This window comes from Spongiimicrobium sp. 3-5, assembly GCF_046557915.1.
Lineage (GTDB): Bacteria > Bacteroidota > Bacteroidia > Flavobacteriales > Flavobacteriaceae > JBHEBG01.
Genome location: NZ_JBHEBG010000001.1, coordinates 1,277,856 through 1,300,346 on the forward strand (window position 1 = coordinate 1,277,856; position 22,491 = coordinate 1,300,346).

Consider the following 22,491-nt stretch of genomic DNA (forward strand, 5'->3'; position numbering starts at 1 on the left):
AAAATAAGTGTCCTATAAGATACAGACTGTAATCATAATCCTACACCAAATATTTGTTACTTAACCTACCAACTTGCCTATGAGGTTAATTTTTACACTGGTTCTAATAGCGAACGGTTTTTTGTGTTTTTCAAACAGTCCTTCGATCAAACTTTGGGATAGTACTTATGTGGTGGATAATGGCACATCGCATAAGCATCGTCCGGAATTTAGCTGGGAAAATATTGAGCGCTGGTATCCAGTTTCCGATACCATTACAAAAGACCGGTCTATTGCAGCTGAAAGTTTCCGTGCCATAGAACAAAACAATACCTGGGTAAATTCCTTCACCCATGAAGATATACAAGTACTTCCGGTTGGCGTAAGGCTAACCCGTGGAAATCTGGAATACGCCATAGGTATTACCAAGGCGACCATCAATAAGGATTTCACCGAGCTTACCGTTTTTGCTAGGGTGCGCTTGCCCCAGACCAATAAAAATGGCTACCCCATAGAACTATTTTTTGGAGCCAACAACGTTAAATTATCCCATCAGGGAGGTATTGTGGGTGATGCCAATTTGGTACTACTGGGCGATGTATACATTCCCTTCAATGCTGGTAAATGGATGCTGACGTTGAAAGGAGGATTCAACTATAAGTCGGGCAATACCCGAAACAAAACCTATGTAACCATTAATTGTGATGGGGTACAAGAATTGGGAATAGAAGGTCTAGTAGAATTTTCGAGGGATTTGTTGTTGCCAGTAGAGTCGAATGGAGAGGTTAGGGAAACAAAAACCACTGTATCGAGGACCATAACAACGGACTTTGGTAAACAAAAGATTAAAATTCCACATAGGGTCAGGGGTGCGTTTAGTGCGGTAGCTTCCGATTGGAACGATATTTTAGTAGAAATTGACCTAAAGCCTTTTGTGTTGGCAAGAAAACGCAACAATGAAAATTATGACGGTAATTTTCAGTTCGATGTCAATCAGGCCATACTAGATTTTAGCGATTTAAGAAACGATTCCGGTGTCAACAAAGCATTTCCTGAGTATTATAGGGAACAGGGGTTGCTTTTGCCAAATCCGGAGGCTTGGCGTGGGGTCTATGTAAAAACTTTGGAAGTTGGTCTACCCAAAGAATTTAAAACTTCAAAAACAGCTACGGCCAATGAACGGGTGTTTTTTGGAGCCCATCATCTGATTGTGGATAACTATGGTGTTTCCGGAACTTTTTATGCAGATAACCTAATTCCCTTAGAGGAAGGAATAACCAACGATAGTAAAGCTTGGGCATACTCCGTTGATCACATAGAGGTGTCCCTTGCAGCCAACAACCTAATAGGTGCCGGTTTCGACGGACGTATTGTACTCCCGGTATCGAAACAGGAGAATTCTGACGATGATACCAAAAAGCTGGGACTCCGTTATCTAGGGCTCATTTCCGAAGAGGAATACTTGCTTAATGTTAGCACGGATTCTGTCATTGATTTTAACCTCTGGAAAGCCAAGGGACAGCTATTGCCCAACAGCGCCATAGAACTGGCAGTGAGGGACGGACAGTTTAGGCCCAAGGCAATTTTGCACGGACGTTTGGCGATCAGTGCCAATCAGGTAAACAGTTTGGAGAACGAAGATGATGAGGTTGAAACAACACAGGGTGATGCAAATAGCAAGCCAGAAAAAAAGCTTGTTGAGTTCAAAGGGATAGTCTTTCAGAACCTGGTCTTGCAAACAGAATCCCCAGTGTTTGCCGTTGATTATATGGGGTATCATGATGAAGTTAAGCTGGCAGGTTTTCCTGTATCTATCTCCAAGATCGGGATTACGGCCAACGAAACCAACGCCAACCTATATTTTGATTTGAATATCAATATGATGGAAGGCTCTCAAGGGTTTGGAGCATCAACAAAAATTGGAATAATTGGTAGTTTCAAAGAAGAAGACCATCTGCAAAAATGGAAGTTCCAGAAGCTCGAATTAGCAGGAATAGCCGTAAAAGCGGACATAGGGCCGGTGAAGTTTTATGGTAATATAAATATACTGGAGAATGATCCAAGATATGGAAAGGGTTTCGAAGGAATTGTTGATGTATCCTTGCTAAAAAAAGGTGCTCCATTAGGTAGTGCAAAAGCGGTATTTGCAAAAAAAGATGATCAACGGTTATGGTTCGTAGATTTTCTTGTTGCAACACCTGCCCCAATTCCTTTGGTTCCCCCATTGTCCATTTCAGCTATTGGGGGTGGAGTCTCCTATAAAATGAAAATGTCCTCTTTTCAAAACCCTGAGGCTTCAGGGTTTAATGAAATAAATTCTGATGGTACAAGTAACTCCATGACCGGTATCGATTATGTTTTTGATAAGAGTGTTGGGCTAAGCTTTAAAGCTGTTACTCTTTTAAACATTCCTGCTTCCAAAGCATTTCAGGGTAAAGCTTCTTTTGGTATGGAATTTAACTCTAATGGAGGGTTGAATAGTATGGAATTATATGGTTACGCCGAATTAATGGCAAAATTAGAAGGAAAACTTTCTGTAAGCTTAAACCTTACAGAGTTAATGCGAGAAGCTTTTGGAGTGCATATTGCCAAAAAGAATGAAGACATTGGAGTCAAGATCTTTGAAAAAGAGTTTTCTGTTGACTTAGGTGGCATTAAAGGAGATTTATTTATTTCATATGATTTTCAGAATAGTACACTTCACGGAGAGTCTAATATTTATATCAATGTTGCTAAAGGCATAATTGAAGGTCGAGGGAATAAAAGTAGGGCTGGGTGGTTGTCTTTCCATTTTGGTCCAGATAAATGGTATATCTATGCTGGTACACCAGAAGATCGCTTGGGTCTACGAATAGGGGTAGGCCCTATAAGCGTGGAATCAGGAGGATATTTTATGATCGGTTCCGTGTTGCCAGATTCGCCCCCGCCCCCGCCCATAGTAGCAGAAATCTTAGGGGTAGATGCCGATGTATTGGATTATATGCGCGATGAGAACGCTTTGGAAAGCGGTAGCGGTTTTGCCTTCGGGGCGGATATTGCCATAGATACGGGCGATTTACGGTTTTTAATTTTCTATGCCCGTTTCCAAGCCGGGGCAGGTTTTGATATTATGCTTCGCGATTATGGCGAGGCACAATGCTCCAATACTGGAAAACAGGTGGGGATAAACGGCTGGTATGCCAACGGACAGGCATATGCCTATTTACAAGGAGAATTGGGTATACGAATAAAACTGTTTTTCATAAAAAAGAAGATTCCCATTATCAAAGGAGGGGCCGCCGTGCTATTGCAGGCCAAAGCCCCTAATCCTATCTGGATGCGCGGGTATGCCGGAGGACATTTTAACCTTTTGGGCGGCCTTATCAAAGGGAGGTTCCGGTTTAAGATTACCATAGGGAAGGAATGCGAATTTGAAAACGCCTCGCCCTTGGGTGGACTTAAGATCATTACCGATCTATCTCCTGACAATGGTGTAAAGGATGTTGATGTATTTACAATTCCACAGGCCACTTTTAGTATGAAGGTAAACGTGCCCATTACAATACCCGAAGACGATGGCGATAAGACCTACAAGATCGTTTTACAGAAGTTTCGTGTAATGCATAAAGGTCGGGAGATTCCAGGAGCCCTTAAATGGTCAAACTTTAAGGATAGGGCAAATTTTATATCTACCGATATATTGCCTCCCGGAGAAGAGTTGAAAGTTGAGGTCGAAGTCAGTTTTATGGAACAGATCAATGGGGTCTTCCGCCCCATAATGGTCAATGGAACGCCCGCAAAAGAATTTGAAGAACGCTCCTTTATTACTGGGGGCGCCCCACAGGTGATCCCCTTACATAATATTACTTACGCATATCCGGTGTTGGAGCAGAAGTACTTTTTTGAAGATGAATATGATAAAGGATATGTGCAATTAACACGTGGACAAGATTATTTGTTCGATGATGAACAGTGGGAGAGTTTTCTGGTCTTTTCCAAGGAAGGGGAAACAGAAGATATGGAACTGAATTTTAACTACGACAAGGCGAACAACATCATATCCTATAACCTGCCCAATGTATCACAATCCGCTAAGTATCATCTGGCCATAGCTAGTAGCTCTAAAACAAATACATCGGTTTCTACAGGTGGAGAATACCGATATCGGGACGCAAATATTGGGGACGGTTCCGGAGAGAACAGTGCCTCTATCCATACCAATGAGGCGGAGAGCCTATCCCAGGATGGTCAGATCATTCGCTTGGCTTACAATTTTGGTACCTCGGAATACAAGTCGTTTAAGCGGAAGGTGAATTCAATGGACATTCAAGATCACAGCTGGGGTAAAATTTATTCCGATGTTATTTATTTAACCAATAAGGTAAAGAATCACGAACCTTTTGATATTCCTGAGCTTCTAGGTACACCCCATACCGCTGATGAGCCTTTGGTAAGTGTTGAGGCAACTTTGGAAGACCGTTATTTTAAGGACGATATTAATCCATCGCTCTATGCACGGTATCCTCTGGCAAATACATATCGATTTAAAAATAGGGATGATAAAGTTTTGGGTGCCCCGCCAAAATATGCCTTGCCCATTCTTTCAAAATACCTGACAAGTCTGGAATATGAGGTCAATGAAAATTGGGTGAAGACCACCCTCCCTTTCCGTTACAATTTAGGATTGGCCTACAAACACGATTGGGTGGATATGCAATCGCAATTGGTAAACGATTATGTGGACGGACATATTCCTTCCAACAGCAGTGTCCTAAGAATGCTCGATAAGGAATATCGCTTTATGCGCTATGGATATTACAATATCAAATTAACCTACATGCTTCCAGGAGAAATACCTGGGACCAGTGCAGTTCACAAGTTTAAAAACCCCATCAACTTTAGAAATTAATGATAAAGAACAACCGCAGGGCATTGCTCTAAATTTTAATCCGAATGTCTAACAATAAATTAAAAACAACCTATGAAAGAATAAACAACACAAACACAAACACCGAATAATCTTAAAGTAAAAAGTAAAATTTTAAAACAAAACAAATGAAAATAATTAATACAATGATTTTAGGTACAGTATCGGCCTTATGTACACTTTTTATTTCCTGTAAAAGTGATGACGATGGCTCAGATTTGGATCCGATAATAGGGAAGTGGCAAGTGGAGCAAGAATTTTCCAATGGGGTTTCTGAAAATATTCCAGCTTGTGAAAAAGAGGGCTATTGGGAGTTCAGCGCAGATGGAAAGTATAAAGGAATGGATATACGTCAGGGGTCGACAGGCACCTGTGGTAGCGACCCTTTTTCAGGAGATTGGAGAAACGCGGGGAATAATATTTATATAATTATTAGCGATTTTGATCCGTCTGAACAAATTGAGGAAGAACGGAATATCACATTTTCAAATGGGAAAATGACAATTACCTATGATAATAATTTTACTAGTGTTTATGTAAAGGTCAACTAATTGATTTAAAGGGAAAGTCGGGTTTTGTTGCTCGACTTTCCTATTATCACAAAAGACCAAAATCCCCAAATCGGTTCAACCACCTACTGTATGAAATATTTCAATACATCGGTAATCACCTGCTTACTATGCTGGGTGTTTCTCTTACCTCATTTAGGGGTATCACAAGCGATCCAAGACAGTATGCCATCGGTACGCATGCAGACGCGTGTACAAAAAGACTGCATCTTATTACGTTGGGGAGTTGATGGGCCTTTGGCATGGCACAAAAGCAATAAAGGTGGTTTTGTATTGGAGAAATATGTGTTGTCCGTAGATGGTAATCGTTTGCACAACCCGCAAAAAGTTTGGGAGAGAACAATCAAAGCAGACCCACTTGAAACTTGGCAAGATATTGTAGAAAAAGACAATTACGCTGCTATTATCGCACAAGCTATTTATGGTGAAAGTTTTTTGGTAGAAGGGAGTCAAGGAGAATTGGCAGATATCGTTAACCTATCCCAAGAGATAGAACAACGTTTTTCCTTTGCCCTGTTCGCAGCCGATATGAGTTTTAAAGCTGCCCAAAAAGCAGGCTGGGGTTATGTAGATGCCGATGTAAAATCTAATGAGCGTTATATCTACAAAGTAAGATCGGCCCTACCACCAGAACAGCTAACAATTAAAAGTACCGCGGCCCTGGCCGGATTGTCCGATTATGAATCTTTGCCAGCGCCAATTGACCTACAAGGCATTTTTGGAGATAAAAGTGTGATCGTTACCTGGGAGTATGAGCTCTTTAAAACCATATACACCTCATACAACCTAGAGCGCTCCGAGGACGGCAAAACCTTTGTTTCCCTTAGCCAAGAACCCTTGGTTAACTTAAACGACAAACCGGAAGCCCCAGCCAAACGCATGTTCTATGTAGATTCCCTGGCACAGAACAACAAGGTTTATCACTATCGGGTTAACGGCATTTCTCCTTTTGGGGAGCAGGGACCTTTTTCTGAAATCATTTCTGGAAAGGGGCAACCCGTTTTACCATTTACACCAAGGATTTCAGACTTCGAATTCACCGAAAAGCCCAATGAAGCGGTAATCAAATGGGAATTTCCTAAAGAAGGTGAAGCTATAACGGAAAAGTTTCAATTGAATCGTGCGGAAAAGGATTCGGGGCCTTTTACCGTGGTTGTGGACGATATTCCTGTAAACCAAAGGGAACTCAGGTATTCGAATCTATATCCGGCTAACTATTTCACTATTACGGCCGTTGGCAAAACTCCGGGTCAGAAGAAAACTTCATTTACAACTCTTATCCAACCTATAGATTCTATTCCCCCGTCCAAACCCTTGGCACTGACAGGCGCCATAGACACCTTAGGGATAGTAAGAATCAAATGGGAGAATAATAAAGAACAGGATATGTTGGGATATCGTGTTTTTAGGGCGTTCAATGCAAAAGAAGAACCGTCTCAACTTACCATTTCGCCCATTGAAAGCAACAAGTTTTTGGATACGGTTGAAATTAAAAGCCTTAACTCAAAGGTTTACTACCAAGTAGTGGCAGTGGACAAACGCTTTAACCATTCACAAATGTCCAAAGTGTTGGTGTTGGAAAAACCCGATGTAATTCCACCTACCGCACCCATATTTTCAAATTATAAAGTAGAAAAGGGCATGGTAAAGCTTAGTTGGGTGGGCTCTTCCGAACTAGAGGCCACGCATATCCTCTCTAGAAAAAACATTACCGATGATACGGAATGGGAAGAAGTTTATAAGGTGTTGGATACGGTGCAACGGTTTACGGATACCAACGTGGAAGCCAATAAAACCTATCGCTATAGCATACAGGCAATAGACAAAAGCGGTCTGCAATCTCTGCCTTCTACACCGCTTACCATTAAAGTAACCGATTTGAGTCCGCCAGACCTTATTAAGGAAGTCAATTTCAATGTAGATCGAGAAAACAATTATATAGAATTGTTCTGGCGTGTCGAAACTGATCGGATAGCGGAATATACCTTATACAAACAAACAGGGGAAGACCCTCCTTCTACTTGGCGTATTCTTCCGAAAGATAGTAAACGGGTGGTTGACTACAAGGTTACCCCCAATGACACCTATAAATATCACCTACGCGCCACGTTGGTAGATGGAAAATACTCAAAAGTCAAATCGGTAGCCATAAAATTTTAGACCATGAAGAGATTGATTATTGTTTCGTTGCTAATGTTTGGTTCCTCAATTTTAATCGGACAAGTAAATACCGGGGTAGCAAACTATAAAATAAAAATAAATGGTGCTACCCCAGGGGGCTGCTGTGGTTGTTGCGGTGGTTTGCGAGAGGTTTCGCTAAACATGCAATTGGGGCCAAAAGTCACGCTACAACATGAGATGAACGATACGGCTATAGAACATAGCCATTGGAATTTTGAATATACTTTCGGAAAAACAAATAAGGTGATGTCGGTCTATGTCAATACCAAAAATGGAAGTAATGACGGACCATGGAATAACAGAACTCAAGATGTAAACTTGTCGACTTGTATAAATACTGCCTTTACGGGACCCTTTGGGCGCAACCAGACGAAATTTCAGGTTATTGTACACCCAGAGATAGAACTCGTGGAGAATCAACTTTTTTTTAGTGATGATACACCTTTCCAGATAAACCTCGTTAGTCAGATTGAATCTTCGGAGATCAATTGGCAGTACACCACAGATCTATTGGATAATACTTCTTGGAAGGATTTACCCACTCCGTTCATTAACCAAACCAGCCTCAGTATCTATGGGCATGAATTTTTGGACGATGGTGATCATGGGCAGACGGTTTATTTTAGAAATGATTCTGGCTGTTCATTAAGTTATGACGAAATAACCGACACTAGTTTTGGTGCCATTCCTGTTGAGGTTGACCCTTATTCCAATGTTATCAAGGCCCTTTACCTAAAACCAGCCCCCCATATCCTTTCTGCCATACCCAACAATGTTAAATGTTACGACTCCAATAATGGAGAGGTAAAGATCAATTTTGATCGTGCTTTGCTTCCGGGAGAAACACTGAATATTCTAATAGAAGATTTGGATGATCAAATTGGTACGGCAAATGGCAATCCCATCTACGAAACGGTAAAGCGCGTTGAAAATATAGAAAATTTGGCAGCGGATAATTCATTTGTCTTTAACGAGGCAATCGGAAAGAGTCTGCCTACAGGTAATTTTCGGGTAACCCTAAGTGGATCTTATAATGGAGAGTCTACATATACGGATGGTCCTGACCATACTACAAGTTTTGTAATCAACAAGCCAACACCCATAACTTTTACAGCCAACAAACAAAACGATGTATGGTGTAATGGAGGTAACGATGGGCAAATACTGATTTCGGCCAGTGGTGGCGGGGCCGGCATCTATGAGTACCAAGTAAACAATGGGGATTGGAAACCTTTTACCAATGGAAACACCCATAATTTAAGTGGTTTGCCTCCTGCATCCTATGGAATAAAAGTACGTGACACCAATGGTTGTGTGGCCCGCGAGATTGCCTATGATACCAACGGAGATATAGTTGCGCTAGGTAACGAGATAGAACAGGAATTGACCATAGACCAGCCGGCCAACCCGGTAAATGTGGACTTTGTATTTTCTAGTCCGCCAACGGCCTTTGGCTTTTCGGATGGGTCTATTAGGGCACAGATTACAGATGGAACACCATTTCCGGACGGTACTTATACCTACGAATGGAAGAATGAAAATGGAATTGTCCAAACTACTATTGCCGAAGAATTGATTCCCGGGAACAACGGCTGGTTTCTTACCCTGCAAAATGTTCCGGCAGGTGTCTATGCCTTAACGGTTTATGATGCCAATTACAATGCAGCTGTCGATAAAGGTGGATGTACCGTATTTGAGAAAACCTTTATGCTAGAACAACCAGAACCCTTACAAGTAATCTTAAATACTCATCGCGAAATTTCATGTAACCAGAACAATATTTATGGTGACGAAACCGATACCACACCTTTGGACGGGCTAAGAGACGAATCCCAAGATGGCGCTATTATGGCGACCGTGACCGGAGGGGTTCCCTTTACCTCAGGGCAGCCCTACATATATCGTTGGAAAAAACAGTTGCCCAATGGAAGCTGGCAATTACTAAATGGCCAAACCAGCGAGATTGCCGTTCAATTGTCCGAAGGTACTTATGGTTTTAATGTAGAGGATGCCAACGGCATTGTCTTGGGCATGTACACCGGTAATGTTTTGATACAGGAGGTAGATGAGGTTTTTGATCTTATAGCTCCCGATCCTTTACAGGTAACCATGGAATCCCAACCCGTAAGTTGTGGTTCTGGTATAGATGGTGCTGCCAGGGCCATGGTAACAGGTGGTATTCCTCCCTACAACTATTCATGGTCTAATGGGCTTAGTGGTAATATGGATGAGATTACGGGTTTACAGACCGGAAATTATCTGGTCTTTATAACTGATAGCAACGGATGTCAGGTTCAGGGAAATATAACTGTGGACCAACCTAACGGCATGGAAGTTGTTACCGCAACAGTAACAGATCCTACATGTTTTCAGGGTGATGATGGCAGTATTGTACTTGATTTGGCCGGCGGAACCCCTCCTTATATTTTTAGCTGGGACACCGGTGCAACATCGCAAAACGTATCAGCACTTTCAGCTGGCGATTACACCCTAACCGTTACCGATGCCCAAGGATGTAGCCTCGTGGCCAAATATACCTTGGAAAACCCCGATGAGCTGGTTGTGGACCTAGGTGGTAACCGTTCTCTCTGCTCAGGACAATCACATATGCTGGATGCCACCATAGACGATATTAATGCAAACTATCAATGGACATCGACCAACGGATTTACATCTTTGGACCCCCAAATTACGGTGTCCGAAGCCGGGACCTATCACGTGGAAGTAATCTCGTCCCGAGGTTGTACCACGACGGCAGAGGTTACCATAAATACTTTGGATATACCAATAGATTCTGAGTTCTTACTTACCTCCCAAGCTTATGTGGGGGAAGAGGTGGTACTTATTAATGTTAGCGATCCCTTGGGAAGCACTACCCAGTGGAATGTTCCGCAAGATGTGGAGATCATTCATCAGTCGGAGATTGGCATAACCCTGCGTTTTCCTGAAGTAGGCACTTATGAAATTGGACTGCGTTCCACACAGGGCGATTGTTATGCGGAACAAAAAAAGAACATTGTTGTTGAGGAATCTAGTAGGCTTGCAGATCCCGGAGACACTCAAACGCCATTTATAGAAGCATTCAGAATAGCCCCGAACCCCAATAGCGGGCAGTTTGAGGTCTATGTGAAGTTGGCGGAAGAAAGCCCTATTTCCCTACGGATTTTTGATATAAACGGAGGAACCGTTCTAGGACAATTCCAAGGCCATAACGCTAGGGAATATACGGCTCCCTTTAATCTATTGATTGCATCGGCCACCTACTTTATTGTGTTGGAAACCGCTAAGGGTACCCAAGTTAAACGAATGATCGTACAATGATAAAGAATAAAACATCCCATACTTGGAAAATAGAGGCCCTGCTGATTGTTTTAATACTGCTCGGAGCATGCTATGAGGAATCGTTCATCGAAATAAAACCAGGATTCGAAACTGTTTTTGTAAATGATGACGAATCCGTTCCCGTGCAACTTGGGATATCCAACAACACGGAAGGGGCAGATACATTCCGTTGGACCTTTGAAGGTGCCCAACCCCCAAGTTCTACCGATGAGAATCCAGGGACTTTGGTGTATAGCAGACCTGGGACATATTCCATTACCTTGGAAGCAAGTAATGTAGACGGACAGCGCGAAACTGTTGAAAAGGCCATAACCGTTTATGATGCCATTGCCATTGATTTCAGCACGGAAATTTTGGAAAGTAATTACCCTCCTGTGGAAGTTGCACTTACCAATAATACCAATGGACAAGGTTTAAGTTATCAATGGTCCTTTGAAGGGGGCACGCCCGCCTCATCAACAAACGGGGAGCCGGTCAATGTGGTTTTTGAAACCCCGGGCAATCATGCCATATCCCTGACTGTTTCCAATGGTTTTGAGTCTTTTACCGACACTAAAACCATATCCGTAGCTGCAGATATTTTGGTCGATTTTGATATGGAGGTTGCATTTTTTGATGATGATTATCAAGCGCCTGTAAGTGTTGACCTAATAAATAATTCGATAAGTGCCACTGGTTACGAATGGACTTTTGAAGGAGGCATACCCGCCACTTCAACAGAGGAAAGTCCTACGGTAACCTTCAACGACCCCGGAATTCATACCATAAAATTAAAGGTCGGAAACGGAAAACGCACTTCGGAGATGGTGAAGACCTTGGAAGTACTTCCAAATACAAACCTAAGGACCTTTACGGATGTTGCCCTGGGAATAAATACGGCGCATAATAACAATGTAAAAGGGGCCTTTTTTTCAACTACGCTGCGACAAGTGTTTACGGCCGATGAGGTGGATGCCACTATTGGACAAGAAATCGATGTCGTGTTCTTTGGATTGAACGACAACTTTAGCTTCAATAAGTTTATATCCCCTAATAAAGCGCAGACCAGCGGCTTTGCTCAGATTCCCAATGCCGGCACTACAAAATTTATAAACTCCCAGGAGCTCTGCGGTTGCGGCTTTACTTTTTCCGAAGCACAGTTTGATGCTATGATAGACGATACCCCCTTACAATCACTTGTTATTATGGAAACACCGGGAGGTCTGCAGCAGTACAACAACACCCTGATACCTCGAATAGTTCTTTTTGAAACTCAGGATGGAAGAAAAGGGGCCATAAAAATAAAGGAATATGTTTTCGATGGTGCCAACTCACATATTGTTTGTGATGTCAAGGTGCAGAAAGCAGGAAGTTGGTAGTAGAAAATTAGCGAAGATATTTAAACAATAGACAAATACAAATGATAAGGAAAGGTTTTGTTCACCGTTTTTTGAGAAGATTTCAAAATATACGCATTGGGAAATCCAATGTTCAATGCCCGATCTGTAGAACTAACTTCTTTCTACCAACTATCAACTGTTCCTGGTCTTCAAATAGTCTACGGTTAATGAAATTTCTAGTACTTGGCTCACTGTTTTTTACCATAACCGCCACAGCCCAAGTGTTCCCTGTACAGGTAAGCCATAATCTGGTGCCGCCCTACAGCAGCAAGATCGGGGACTATGCCACGGGCCTCGGCACCAAGTTACAGCTCAGGCTCCTGCTCACCGATATCGGGGAGAGCAACCGGCAGGTGGGCCTACGGCTCAACATCAACGGCAACGGCATCAACGTGCGCTCGGCCCAGGTGGTGGTGGGCGCCCCCGCCATCTTCCTCAACGGGGGTGTGCTGCAACAGTTTACCAATGTGGAACTGGCGCCCTATTTTGAGCTGGCCAACCTTGTGGGGATAGGGCCTCGGGAATATGCCCGCCCCCTGCCCGACGGGGTGTACCGGATCTGCTGGGAGGTGTACGACCATTTCACGGGCAGGCCCATATCGCGCAACAGCTGTACTACGGCCTACCTGCTGCTCAACGATCCCCCGTTGCCCAATATCCCGGTACGGGGAGAACGGGTAGCGGACCGGGGCATCCCCAACATCATCTTCCAATGGACGCCCCGCCATGTGAACGCCATCAACGTCTCCTACGAGTTCGAGCTGCGCGAACTGTGGGACGATGGGATGGATCCTCAAGCGGCCTTTCTGGCCTCGCCCAACTACCATAGCGAGACCACCTTCGCCACCACGCTGCACTATGCCATCGGCAGGCCCGTACTATATCCCGGGCGTACCTATGGTTGGCGGGTAAGGGTGGTATCCACCACGGGGCTTGCGGAGAACGCCGTCTTCAAGAACAACGGCCATAGCGAGATCTACCACTTTACCATGGCGCGCGACTGTGACCCGCCCCTTTTTCCGCTCTCGGAGGCCCGGGGCCCCAAGAGCGTAAAGATCACCTGGCAGGACTCCCCCGATCACGGTGCCTACCACCTGCAGTACCGTAGGACAGGTGTGGAGGGCGCCCATTGGTTCGAGGTACATACAAAGAACGACCGGGCCACCCTTCAGGGCCTTTCCCCGGGGGCGGAATACGAGTTCCGAATAGGGGGCAGTTGCGACCCGCCCACGGAGCTGGCACCTGCGTACACCTATGGATCCATAACCCGTTTTACCATGCCCACCGAAGAAGGGGCCGCGGGCTACAACTGCGGCTTTGTGCCCAGGGTGGAGATCACCGATACGGAGCCACTGGACCATATAGGCGTCAACGAGGTCTTTACCGCCGGGGACTTCCCGGTAACGGTAAAGGAGGTGACCATGGACAATGGCAGGTTCACCGGCTGGGGCTACATTATAGTACCCTACCTGGCCGACACCCGCCTGAGGGTAAGCTTTAAGAACATCCGCATAAACACCGAGGGGCAGCTGATCGCAGGGAAGGTAACCACCGACTATGACCCCCAATGGGAAAACGTGGAGAGTGTGGAGGGGTTTGTACAGGATATCGCCAGCTTTTTGGAGGCCCTTGCCGGGATTTTCAAGGAAAGGGAGGAAAAACTTAAAGAATTGGGGGAGGTTCCCCCGAGCGATTACCAGAAATATGCCCCGGCGATCATAGCGGACCTCAATGCCTTATCCAACCGACTTAACGGTAACCAAAGCCTGCTGATCGGTTCTCCCTACGCCACCGAGGAACAGAAAAAGGAGTTGGAAGACCTGAAACTCTCCCAATATTATGTCGATAATAAAATTGACATAGCGAAGGAACGCAAGAACCAAAAGACGATAGAAACAAGGATACTGGCCATTGGGGAGGAAATAGAAAGGGCGGAGGACGAGGGCTTTACTGCAAATGCACTCGAGATTCTTAGGAAAGACCCCTTCTATGAAAGTACCCTTGAAAAGCTGAGGGCCCTTAACGCCTACCTTAAGGAGACCGCCCAATTATGCAAAGAGGAAGGTTGGGGCAGTTACAAGGATCAGGGGGTGGTGCCCCATTGCTTGTGGAAAAACGCGGGGATAGATCGGTTCTTTTACTATTCCGCGGCGGACATCCCCTATATGTCCGGACTGATGGACGGTATCTATTCCCAGGTGGAAGGGGTGGTATTGTTGCCCAAAATGCTCTATGATCTGGCCAACGGGGCCGGGGAGGTCGTTTTCGCCTATACGGCCGATCTATTGGCCTGTCACCCACAATTGCTGCGGTTGAACCAGAAGCGATTGGGGATGTTGTTGACAAGGTTGGAGGAGGAAGATAAAGGGGAAGGCCCATGGTCCTGGGCAAAGGAACAATGGGACCGGTTGGAGGTCTACAAGGCGGAAAGCTATGCGGAGCGTTGTGAAGGGGCGGAACAGCTTCGCGGGGAACTGGACGGTCTGTTGGAGTACCTGTCCGAAAGGGAGAACATAAAAGAACTCTTCCAATCCCTGGAAAAGAAGGTAAAGGAGTATTTGGGCACTTTGGTGGGAACGGACAACACGGCCAGATATCTGCATGGCAAAATGGTTATCTTTGTGGGGAGCAGCATGGTACCCGTTGCGGGGCAGCTCTCCAAGGTGGCCCGGGTAAAGCAGGTTCTGCAAGCCATACAGAAGTTCACCAAGGGACAGTGGGACGAGTTCCTGAGAAAACTGGACCAACGGTTGGTAAGGGGTATCAATAACGCGGGGGTTAGATTTATTGCTAAGTCTGGAGTTGAGTTAAAAACGTTCTTAAATGGTATAACTGACTTACCTGCTGGCGTTACTTATAAAGGGAAAATGTACCGCTCAATTGGTAATCAATACAACAATCCATTAGAAATCCATCTAGGAGCTGTAAGTTCTAATTACAGATATAGCAGACCAGGTGAAGGAGGTTTGTACTTGAGCAAAACCCGATCAGGAAATGTTACCGAAATCTCACACTATGGAGATATTTCAACTTATAAAACTTATGAATACTCAAATGTTCAAATAGACAATATGCTTGACTTAACAGATGATGTCGTCAGACAACAACTTGGAGTTGATTTTGATTTGCTGACGAGGTCGCAAAGTACGGGTGATGATTTTGTTGATGCTACTTTCAATTACGGATTAACTCATGAGATAGGAACGTGGGCGGTTAATAAAAGTTATAAAGGAATCATAGTCCCTGGGGCAAGAGGAAGTAAAAATTATGTCAATATAGTAATTTTCAAACAAAGTGATGTAGATGCTTCATTGATTAGCATTACTCCAAATATCATAAATAATTAATGGTGTTCAAATCAGAAATAGAAAAATACAAGGATTACCCAGAAGGGTCAGGTGGTAAAATGATGTATGATAAATATTTTATGACTACAAAAGATTTTTTCTCCAAGTATTATTTTGAAGCGGATTTAAAAGATTGGGACCGTTGGATGAATAATACAATCAACAAAGCTTGGAATAAAAATCATAGAGCAGAGTTTTTACAATCTTGGGGAGAGCGAATGAAGTATTTTGACTTTTTAGAAATGGAAAGATTTTATAAAGAAGAAAATTTATCCAAGTTTGATGAAGATGTTAAGAAATTTGTCAGTTTCTTGGCTGGTGACGGCTTTTTTTATAAAAACAAAATTACTCTTGAAAGTTGGATAACTTCTAAAAACTTTACAAACCCAATTAAAAATCATGAACAAGACATAAGAATAAGTCAGGCATTAAGTCTGAAGGGTGGAATGAATTATATTAGAATACAATTAGCAAATCTTCACTGGTGGAGACAATAGTATATTTACAGATAAACCCCACCTTGTAACAGTCAGAGTAAGAAAATACAAAGCGTAATGAGTAGAAAATATAAATTTCGTAACTGAGCAACAAGTTCTAATCTATCTGTTACCACCAGTTACTCAAGATAGCTATCGGGACTAACCGTAGCGGGGGGAATGCAGATGAACTAATAGAAAAATTAGCATTGCCAACAGAGCCAACGAGAATTGCAATTGTTGAAGTGCCTAAGAGTACCGGTCTGAGAAAATCAATAGCTGGTTCGCAGGAGTGGCCTAATGGACTTAAACAAATTGGCGGAGCAATTCAGTTTGAAATAAGAAATATTGATTTAAGAACTAAAGAGAATTGGTTTAGACCTATGGGTGATTTATCTGATTATTTACAATAAATATTAGACATGAGCAAACAAATGGTAACGTTACACGATAAAGACTCTTTCATGATAGGTGGTAGAGTCATATGTATGAAAAAAAAAATAAGACAATATTATGAATTTGAAAACTGCTTTATTGTTAGACTTGATGAAAGTGATGGAAACCCTAATCAGGACAAAGTATTAATAGCCCATTGCTATGCAGATAAAGATTATTCTGTAAAATGGGTATTCCCGTTTGATAACGTGGTTGGAATTACTCCCATCATTCCTGAACTAAAAAAGGAAGTCGATTTTATTACTCCTGAACATTACAGGAAGTATATTGAGAAATACAAAGGTAAAGAATTGCTTGAGGTTTATGCAGGTAGCTTTCGTTACGTAATAGATGCCAATACTGGGGAAATATATGATAAAATGGAAAGTCGTTAGTTACTTAGCAAAAATCAGTTTATTATTCCATTAGCGCAAGCGTCCCGCTCGTGACAACAAGAGTAAGAAGAAATGAAAGAGAGAGTAGAAAATATAAATTTCATAACAAACCAATAGAATTATATAAACAAAACACAGATTAACTATCCCAAGTTTAGGTTAGGACTAATCTAAGAATACTTTTTATCCCACCTAAAAGCATCCCTTTTTTTTAATACTCCCCTTAGGCCATTGCCGACATTCTTTCTTAAGCAATCGGGAAAGAAAAGAACGTTGTAGTGTAATTAAGTAATGGATAAAAGTGTACGATCCGTATGGCCAAGATATGACGGCCTTAAAGTGTTTTTTGTAATCGTTTTGGGGAGTATGTTAACAGCGGAGGCGCAAAACTTGGATGCAGAGGCCATTACCAAGGCTACTGCCCTTAAAGTCAGTGGCGGAGTCTCTGCCAATACCATATTTTATAATGCCAACACCCGAAATGCCAGAGAGCCGTTCACTTACTTTTTACAGGGAAACCTAAACCTGAGCTGGCTCACCTTTAGTATGCCCTTGAGTTATAGCTTTTCTAACCAAGGAACTAATTTGGGCTATGACCTTCCCTTTAATTTTAATCGCTTAAGTCTACATCCCAAATATAAATGGGTACAGGCCCATGTTGGGGATGTGGCCATGACTTTTTCGCCCTATACCTTAAGTGGTCATCAGTTTACGGGTGGTGGGCTAGAACTTACCCCCAAAGGACCTTTTAAGATCAGTGCCATGGCGGGGCGCCTGCTTAAGGCAACGGAAAACAATGGAAACCCGCAAACCTTGCCCGCCTTTAAACGTATGGGTTATGGATTGCAAATGGCCTATAAGAAAAACAATTACAATATTGGTCTTATCGGTTTTTATGCCAAGGATAAGGCAAATTCCATTGACCAAGTGCCGGATGATAAGAACATTGCTCCAAAAGAAAATTTGGTGCTCAGCATTGGTGGTGAGGCCACGTTTGCAAAAAACTATAGGTTACGCATGGAATATGCTTCTACGGCCATTGCGCAGGATACAAGGGCAGAATCTCAAGAAGGGTCGGGTCATGGATTAGCGGGATTGTTCTTTAGCGGTAAAGCCTCCACGGAGTATTATGATGCCATCAATACCGGTATAGACCTTAGCTTTTCGGAAATGCAATTGGGCTTGGGTTATGAGCGTATAGATCCAGGCTACGAGACACTGGGCGCCTATTTTTTTAACAACGATTTTGAAAATATAACCCTTAATGCCTCCCGGCCTTTTTTTAACAACAAACTCAATCTTTCCTTTAATGTGGGCTACCAAAGCGATAATCTAGACCATCAAAAATCACAGGACACCAATAGATTTGTGGGGTCTTTTAACGCAAGTTTGCAGGCCAGTGAGCGTATTACCATTACCGGAGGCTATTCTAACTTTTCTACCTTTACCAACCAAAGTCTAAATCAATTTGATGATATAAACGATAGCGACCTTACCGATGAGGATTTGGAAGCTTTGGATTTTAAACAGCTGGCGCAGAATGCCAACATCAACCTAAACTGGTTGTTGACGCAAGGCAAGAAAACTACCCAGAATATAAATCTAAACTATGCCCTGGCCTCGTCTGCCAACGAACAGGGCGGTGTTATTAGAATAGGACAGGCCAATAACTTCCATAACACCAACGCGGTTTATACTATTGGGCTTCCAAAGCGAAACCTAAACATTTCCTCTTCCCTGAACTATACGTACAGTGATGTGGGCAGGGACGATAGCACTGCTTGGGGAACCACGGTGGAGGTAGGTAAAAAGTTCTTTGAGAATAAATTGAACACTTCGCTTGGAATGGCCTACAATACCAGCAAAAATCTTACCGTAAAAACGGATGTCGTCAATTTTAGATACAATGCATCATTGACCGTGGCAAAAAAGCACAATTTTAACCTTAATGTGGTACAACTGTATAGAAACACAGCGGACCAGGCTACCTTAAATGAATTTACCCTGACTTTTGGATACGGATATACCTTTGATTTAGGGAAAGCTGCAGGGAGAAATTAGTACAGCAATTTCCCTAATCAAAACCGGCAAGAGCTTCTTCAAAAAACCGGTTTAAGGGCATCGCTTTTTTGTAATTGGCCACTAACTCCGCAATCAATTGCTCGTGGGTTAAATATCCGGGTTTCAGCTTAAAATACCAGTAAAAATTCTTGTTGGCGATCAGTGGCTGCTCGTTCACCAATTCCTTAAAAGGAGATGTTAGCCGTTTGTTTTTATCGCCTTGGACTTCCCCAAATATCTTGGTAAAGGATTTATCGCTGATCAAGGAGTTAAACTCGGCCAAATGTTCATAAATATGGGTGCGAACGGCTTGCAACTGCTCTTTTTCCAACATATGGGCACCAGAATATACCCGGATATCCTTATGGTTGGCCTGCACATAAAACCCGGGCTTGGTCTTGTTCTTCTTACCATTGGGCATAACCATCCCCGCCATATGTATCTTGTAGGGTGTCTTATCTGCACTGAACCTAATATCCCTATTAATTCGCATTATGGAATACTTGTCCGATAGATCGGTACCAGGATACAACTCTTGCAATTCTTGCGAAAGAGCAATTATAAAGTCCTTAAACGGTTTTTTTACGGATTTTTCGTAACGCTTGCGGTTTTCATCGAACCACGCTTTGCTATTATTCTTTTCCAGAGCTTCAAAAAACCTGGAAAAATCGTTGTCAAAATAGGCCATAGCTTAGCTTTTAGGGTGTTGTAGTTAAACGTAACTTCTTGTTATAAAGGTAAGAAGTAATCACTAAAAGTAGCGCGATCAACGCAGGTGCAAAGCCCCCGTCCCCAGCATTTATATGTGCGCTGGCGGCCAATATAAATACGTAGAAAAAACCTTTATAGGCAAGGTCCTTAAGAAAGTCACTTTTGTTGGTCAGGATTGCCAGCACCCCAAGTATTTTGGCGAGTGCCAAAGGATAAATAAGGTAGGCGGGGAATCCTAGACTGTTGAATATCTGGGTTGCCGTAGGGGTCTGTGTTAGGTAAAACATGGCCGAACCCAACATCATTAAGCTAAGGAGGCCCGTGGTAATCCAATATATAATTTTGTTTTTTTTCATGATTTTGTTTTTAGAATGAAGGGAGGTGCATAACACCTCCCAATGTTAAAAATTAAGAGGCAGAATGAAAGCCCACCAGATTCCCTTCGCTATCCATAGCCAAGGCAATGTTACCGAAGTCGCCAATATTCATTTTGGGCATTACTATTTGCCCGCCATTTTCTGATACCCTGGTTAGAACGGCATCTAAACGACCGTTGACATCAAAATAGATAGTAGTACCATCCATGCCCGGTTTTTGTTGAGGGTTGGACCCTATAGAACCACTTACACCACCCTCCTGAGGGTTAGAGAAGAAAGCATTTTCAAATCCGTCCGGACTGGGCATACGCATCATTTCTATTTCCAGTACAGCACTGTAGAATTTAATGGCCCTGTCAAAATCCTTTGATGGTAGATTAAACCAGTTGATCACATTTTTCATTTTACTGTTTTTAATTGTTTACCCTATTTAGACCGATAAACAATACAAAACGGACGAAAAATGATATAAAAATTTGATTTTCAGGTAGTTACTTTAATCTTTTCTTGTTGTTCCCGTGCCCAGTCGGGCGAGTTTTCCAAGAGGTAGTTGTGTAGGTCCGCACCTTCGGCCTGTAGTGGATCAATACTTTTTGATAACTGCAATCTAAGACTTAACAGCTCGTCATAATTTTTGTTACGGGCCTCTTTGATCATTTTGATCTTATTGATTTCTATCTGGGTGTCTTGCTCCGGATTAAAGCGGTTGTTGAGCCCTGTACACTGATGACAAATACCTTCTTTGTTGATAAGGGCGCATCGTTTCTCAAAAATACGGTTCATATCCTTTCTAGAATCGGCTATGGCATGCTTAATTTTGCCTTCCGAAAGCCCAGTGATCAACATTATTTCACTGATCTTAAAATTATAGACCTCTTTAAGCAAAAGACAAATTTGATGCGTCAGTAACAAGGTTTTGCTAACACAGCTAAGACAGTAGCTTATATGCTCGCGTATTACATATTTACCGTGTTCGGAAGTTTTGGAAACCTCAAATTTTTTCTGGAGCAACTGTTTGTTCTGAACGTGGGCATCTTTTACCAATTCCATCCAGTCCTCGCCCCACCGTTGTCTTGCCCTTAAACTGTCTTTTGCCAAATTGGTGGCAATGGCAAAGGTCCATGTTTTGAACGAAGAATTTCCCTTAAACGATTTAATGCTCTTAAATGCTTTTATATAGGTTTCTTGGACAATATCCTCTGTCTCTTGCCGATGGGTTACCAATCGGTATACAAATGATTTTAACTCGTCTTGGAACGATATAAATTCTTGCTGATACTGTGCTGTGTTTTTCATAAGACCCTACTCATAATTTAATGGCATAACCTAACCGTCCATGAAATTACGATTATAAATGTAGAAAATAATCGTTCATTTTGGGTAAGCAATTTCTAAAGAATTCTGAGAATGGACCTCTTTTTTCTATTCTTTTTCGGGGGATATCATTTTATAGACCCAGCCAGCCAATAGCGCACCTAAGATTGGGGCAACCCAAAAAAGCCATAACTGCCCTATGGCCCAATCTCCTGCAAATAATGCCTGGCTAGTACTACGTGCCGGATTTACCGAGGTATTGGTAACTGGTATACTGATGAGGTGTATAAGAGTCAATCCAAGGCCTATGGCCAAACCTGCAAAACCCTTGGGTGCTTTGGAATGTGTTGCGCCAAGAATGATGATCAAGAACATAAAAGTCATTACCACTTCCGTAACTAACGCAGCAACCATACTATACCCGTCCGGGGAATGCGCTCCATATCCGTTTGCGGCGAAGCCTCCTATTTCAAAACCTTCTTTTCCCGAGGCAATGAGATATAGTATGCCGGCACCGGCAATAGCTCCCAATACTTGGGCAAGTATATACGGAAACAATTCTTTTTTGTCAAATCTACCACCCATCCAAAGGCCTAAGGATACGGCCGGATTTAAATGACAGCCAGAAATATGGCCTATGGCATAGGCCATGGTAAGTACGGTAAGGCCAAAGGCCAAGGCCACTCCTACAAATCCAATGCCAAGTTCTGGGTAGGCCGCTGCCAGTACAGCGCTACCGCATCCGCCCAATACAAGCCAAAAGGTTCCGATAAATTCTGCAATTGATTTCTTCATAATGTTTGGTTTTTAGTTATTATTAAAGCTGCTGACTTTAATCCTGGGTGGGGAGGTATAAAAGCAGTAACGGGCCAAGACAAACACATCCTCACCCAAATACTAATATAGGTAAATATGTTAAATAATAGGATTTGGCTTAAAAAACCCTTTGTTAACTTACCAGAAAACAAAGCCACTGCCGGAATAATTTTAAATATTTTATAAAACTCTACTGGGATTTT

Annotated in this window: 15 protein-coding genes; 10 read left to right on the plus strand and 5 right to left on the minus strand. The window is 42.8% G+C overall.

The window, feature by feature from the left end; genetic code table 11:
• Positions 1–79 precede the first annotated feature (79 nt).
• From ACEQ81_RS05555 to ACEQ81_RS05600, 10 genes are all read left to right on the plus strand, one after another.
• The gene (locus ACEQ81_RS05555; protein WP_411029854.1) at positions 80–4,867 is read left to right on the plus strand and encodes a hypothetical protein; all 4,788 of its coding nucleotides are present in this window, start codon (positions 80–82) and stop codon (positions 4,865–4,867) included.
• Between the two features lie 164 nt (positions 4,868–5,031).
• The gene (locus ACEQ81_RS05560; RefSeq protein ID WP_411029855.1) at positions 5,032–5,436 is read left to right on the plus strand and encodes a lipocalin family protein; all 405 of its coding nucleotides are present in this window, start codon (positions 5,032–5,034) and stop codon (positions 5,434–5,436) included.
• Positions 5,437–5,526: 90 nt separating this feature from the next.
• Positions 5,527–7,614 (plus strand): fibronectin type III domain-containing protein, encoded by a 2,088-nt coding sequence (locus tag ACEQ81_RS05565; RefSeq protein ID WP_411029856.1) that lies wholly within the window; start codon positions 5,527–5,529, stop codon positions 7,612–7,614.
• Between the two features lie 3 nt (positions 7,615–7,617).
• Positions 7,618–10,956, plus strand: coding sequence for a T9SS type A sorting domain-containing protein (locus ACEQ81_RS05570; protein WP_411029857.1), 3,339 nt, complete (start codon positions 7,618–7,620; stop codon positions 10,954–10,956).
• Positions 10,953–12,335: a PKD domain-containing protein gene (locus ACEQ81_RS05575; RefSeq protein WP_411029858.1), complete on the plus strand. Its 1,383-nt coding sequence runs from the start codon at positions 10,953–10,955 to the stop codon at positions 12,333–12,335. The genes ACEQ81_RS05570 and ACEQ81_RS05575 overlap by 4 nt, the downstream gene beginning before the upstream one ends.
• Positions 12,336–12,709: 374 nt before the next feature.
• Positions 12,710–15,703, plus strand: a complete 2,994-nt coding sequence (locus ACEQ81_RS05580) for an RES domain-containing protein (RefSeq protein ID WP_411029859.1) — start codon at positions 12,710–12,712, stop codon at positions 15,701–15,703.
• A 2-nt stretch (positions 15,704–15,705) separates the two neighbouring features.
• Positions 15,706–16,200, plus strand: a complete 495-nt coding sequence (locus tag ACEQ81_RS05585) for a hypothetical protein (RefSeq protein WP_411029860.1) — start codon at positions 15,706–15,708, stop codon at positions 16,198–16,200.
• Positions 16,201–16,388: 188 nt separating this feature from the next.
• Positions 16,389–16,592 (plus strand): hypothetical protein, encoded by a 204-nt coding sequence (locus ACEQ81_RS05590; protein WP_411029861.1) that lies wholly within the window; start codon positions 16,389–16,391, stop codon positions 16,590–16,592.
• Positions 16,593–16,667: 75 nt separating this feature from the next.
• Positions 16,668–17,009, plus strand: a complete 342-nt coding sequence (locus ACEQ81_RS05595; protein ID WP_411029862.1) for a hypothetical protein — start codon at positions 16,668–16,670, stop codon at positions 17,007–17,009.
• A gap of 291 nt (positions 17,010–17,300) precedes the next feature.
• Positions 17,301–19,070 carry a hypothetical protein gene (locus ACEQ81_RS05600; RefSeq protein WP_411029863.1) on the plus strand — a complete coding sequence of 590 codons (1,770 nt, stop codon included), beginning with the start codon at positions 17,301–17,303 and terminating at the stop codon, positions 19,068–19,070.
• 13 nt (positions 19,071–19,083) lie between these two features.
• Here ACEQ81_RS05600 and ACEQ81_RS05605 read toward each other — a convergent pair whose 3' ends face one another.
• The 5 genes from ACEQ81_RS05605 to aqpZ all read right to left on the minus strand — a co-directional run bounded on the left by ACEQ81_RS05605 (position 19,084) and on the right by aqpZ (position 22,267).
• Positions 19,084–19,758: a DUF2461 domain-containing protein gene (locus ACEQ81_RS05605; protein WP_411029864.1), complete on the minus strand. Its 675-nt coding sequence runs from the start codon at positions 19,756–19,758 to the stop codon at positions 19,084–19,086.
• A 10-nt stretch (positions 19,759–19,768) separates the two neighbouring features.
• A complete protein-coding gene (locus ACEQ81_RS05610) occupies positions 19,769–20,137 on the minus strand; it encodes a DoxX family protein (RefSeq protein ID WP_411029865.1) in 369 nt (122 codons plus the stop codon).
• Between the two features lie 52 nt (positions 20,138–20,189).
• The gene (locus ACEQ81_RS05615; protein ID WP_411029866.1) at positions 20,190–20,561 is read right to left on the minus strand and encodes a VOC family protein; all 372 of its coding nucleotides are present in this window, start codon (positions 20,559–20,561) and stop codon (positions 20,190–20,192) included.
• A gap of 80 nt (positions 20,562–20,641) precedes the next feature.
• Entirely contained in the window at positions 20,642–21,454 is an 813-nt protein-coding gene (locus ACEQ81_RS05620; RefSeq protein ID WP_411029867.1) for a sigma-70 family RNA polymerase sigma factor, read from the minus strand.
• Positions 21,455–21,580: 126 nt separating this feature from the next.
• Positions 21,581–22,267, minus strand: a complete 687-nt coding sequence (gene aqpZ / locus ACEQ81_RS05625; RefSeq protein WP_411029868.1) for an aquaporin Z — start codon at positions 22,265–22,267, stop codon at positions 21,581–21,583.
• Positions 22,268–22,491 lie beyond the last annotated feature (224 nt).

Excerpts from the sequence above, each read along its gene's own strand:
- ACEQ81_RS05615 (WP_411029866.1), bottom strand. The coding sequence starts at position 20,561 with ATGAAAAATGTGATCAACTGGTTTAATCTACCATCAAAGGATTTTGAC.
- ACEQ81_RS05595 (WP_411029862.1), top strand. The coding sequence starts at position 16,668 with ATGAAAAAAAAAATAAGACAATATTATGAATTTGAAAACTGCTTTATT.
- ACEQ81_RS05575 (WP_411029858.1), top strand. The coding sequence starts at position 10,953 with ATGATAAAGAATAAAACATCCCATACTTGGAAAATAGAGGCCCTGCTG.
- ACEQ81_RS05565 (WP_411029856.1), top strand. The coding sequence starts at position 5,527 with ATGAAATATTTCAATACATCGGTAATCACCTGCTTACTATGCTGGGTG.
- ACEQ81_RS05620 (WP_411029867.1), bottom strand. The coding sequence starts at position 21,454 with ATGAAAAACACAGCACAGTATCAGCAAGAATTTATATCGTTCCAAGAC.
- ACEQ81_RS05605 (WP_411029864.1), bottom strand. The coding sequence starts at position 19,758 with ATGGCCTATTTTGACAACGATTTTTCCAGGTTTTTTGAAGCTCTGGAA.
- ACEQ81_RS05610 (WP_411029865.1), bottom strand. The coding sequence starts at position 20,137 with ATGAAAAAAAACAAAATTATATATTGGATTACCACGGGCCTCCTTAGC.
- aqpZ (WP_411029868.1), bottom strand. The coding sequence starts at position 22,267 with ATGAAGAAATCAATTGCAGAATTTATCGGAACCTTTTGGCTTGTATTG.
- ACEQ81_RS05600 (WP_411029863.1), top strand. The coding sequence starts at position 17,301 with ATGGATAAAAGTGTACGATCCGTATGGCCAAGATATGACGGCCTTAAA.
- ACEQ81_RS05570 (WP_411029857.1), top strand. The coding sequence starts at position 7,618 with ATGAAGAGATTGATTATTGTTTCGTTGCTAATGTTTGGTTCCTCAATT.
- ACEQ81_RS05560 (WP_411029855.1), top strand. The coding sequence starts at position 5,032 with ATGATTTTAGGTACAGTATCGGCCTTATGTACACTTTTTATTTCCTGT.
- ACEQ81_RS05555 (WP_411029854.1), top strand. The coding sequence starts at position 80 with ATGAGGTTAATTTTTACACTGGTTCTAATAGCGAACGGTTTTTTGTGT.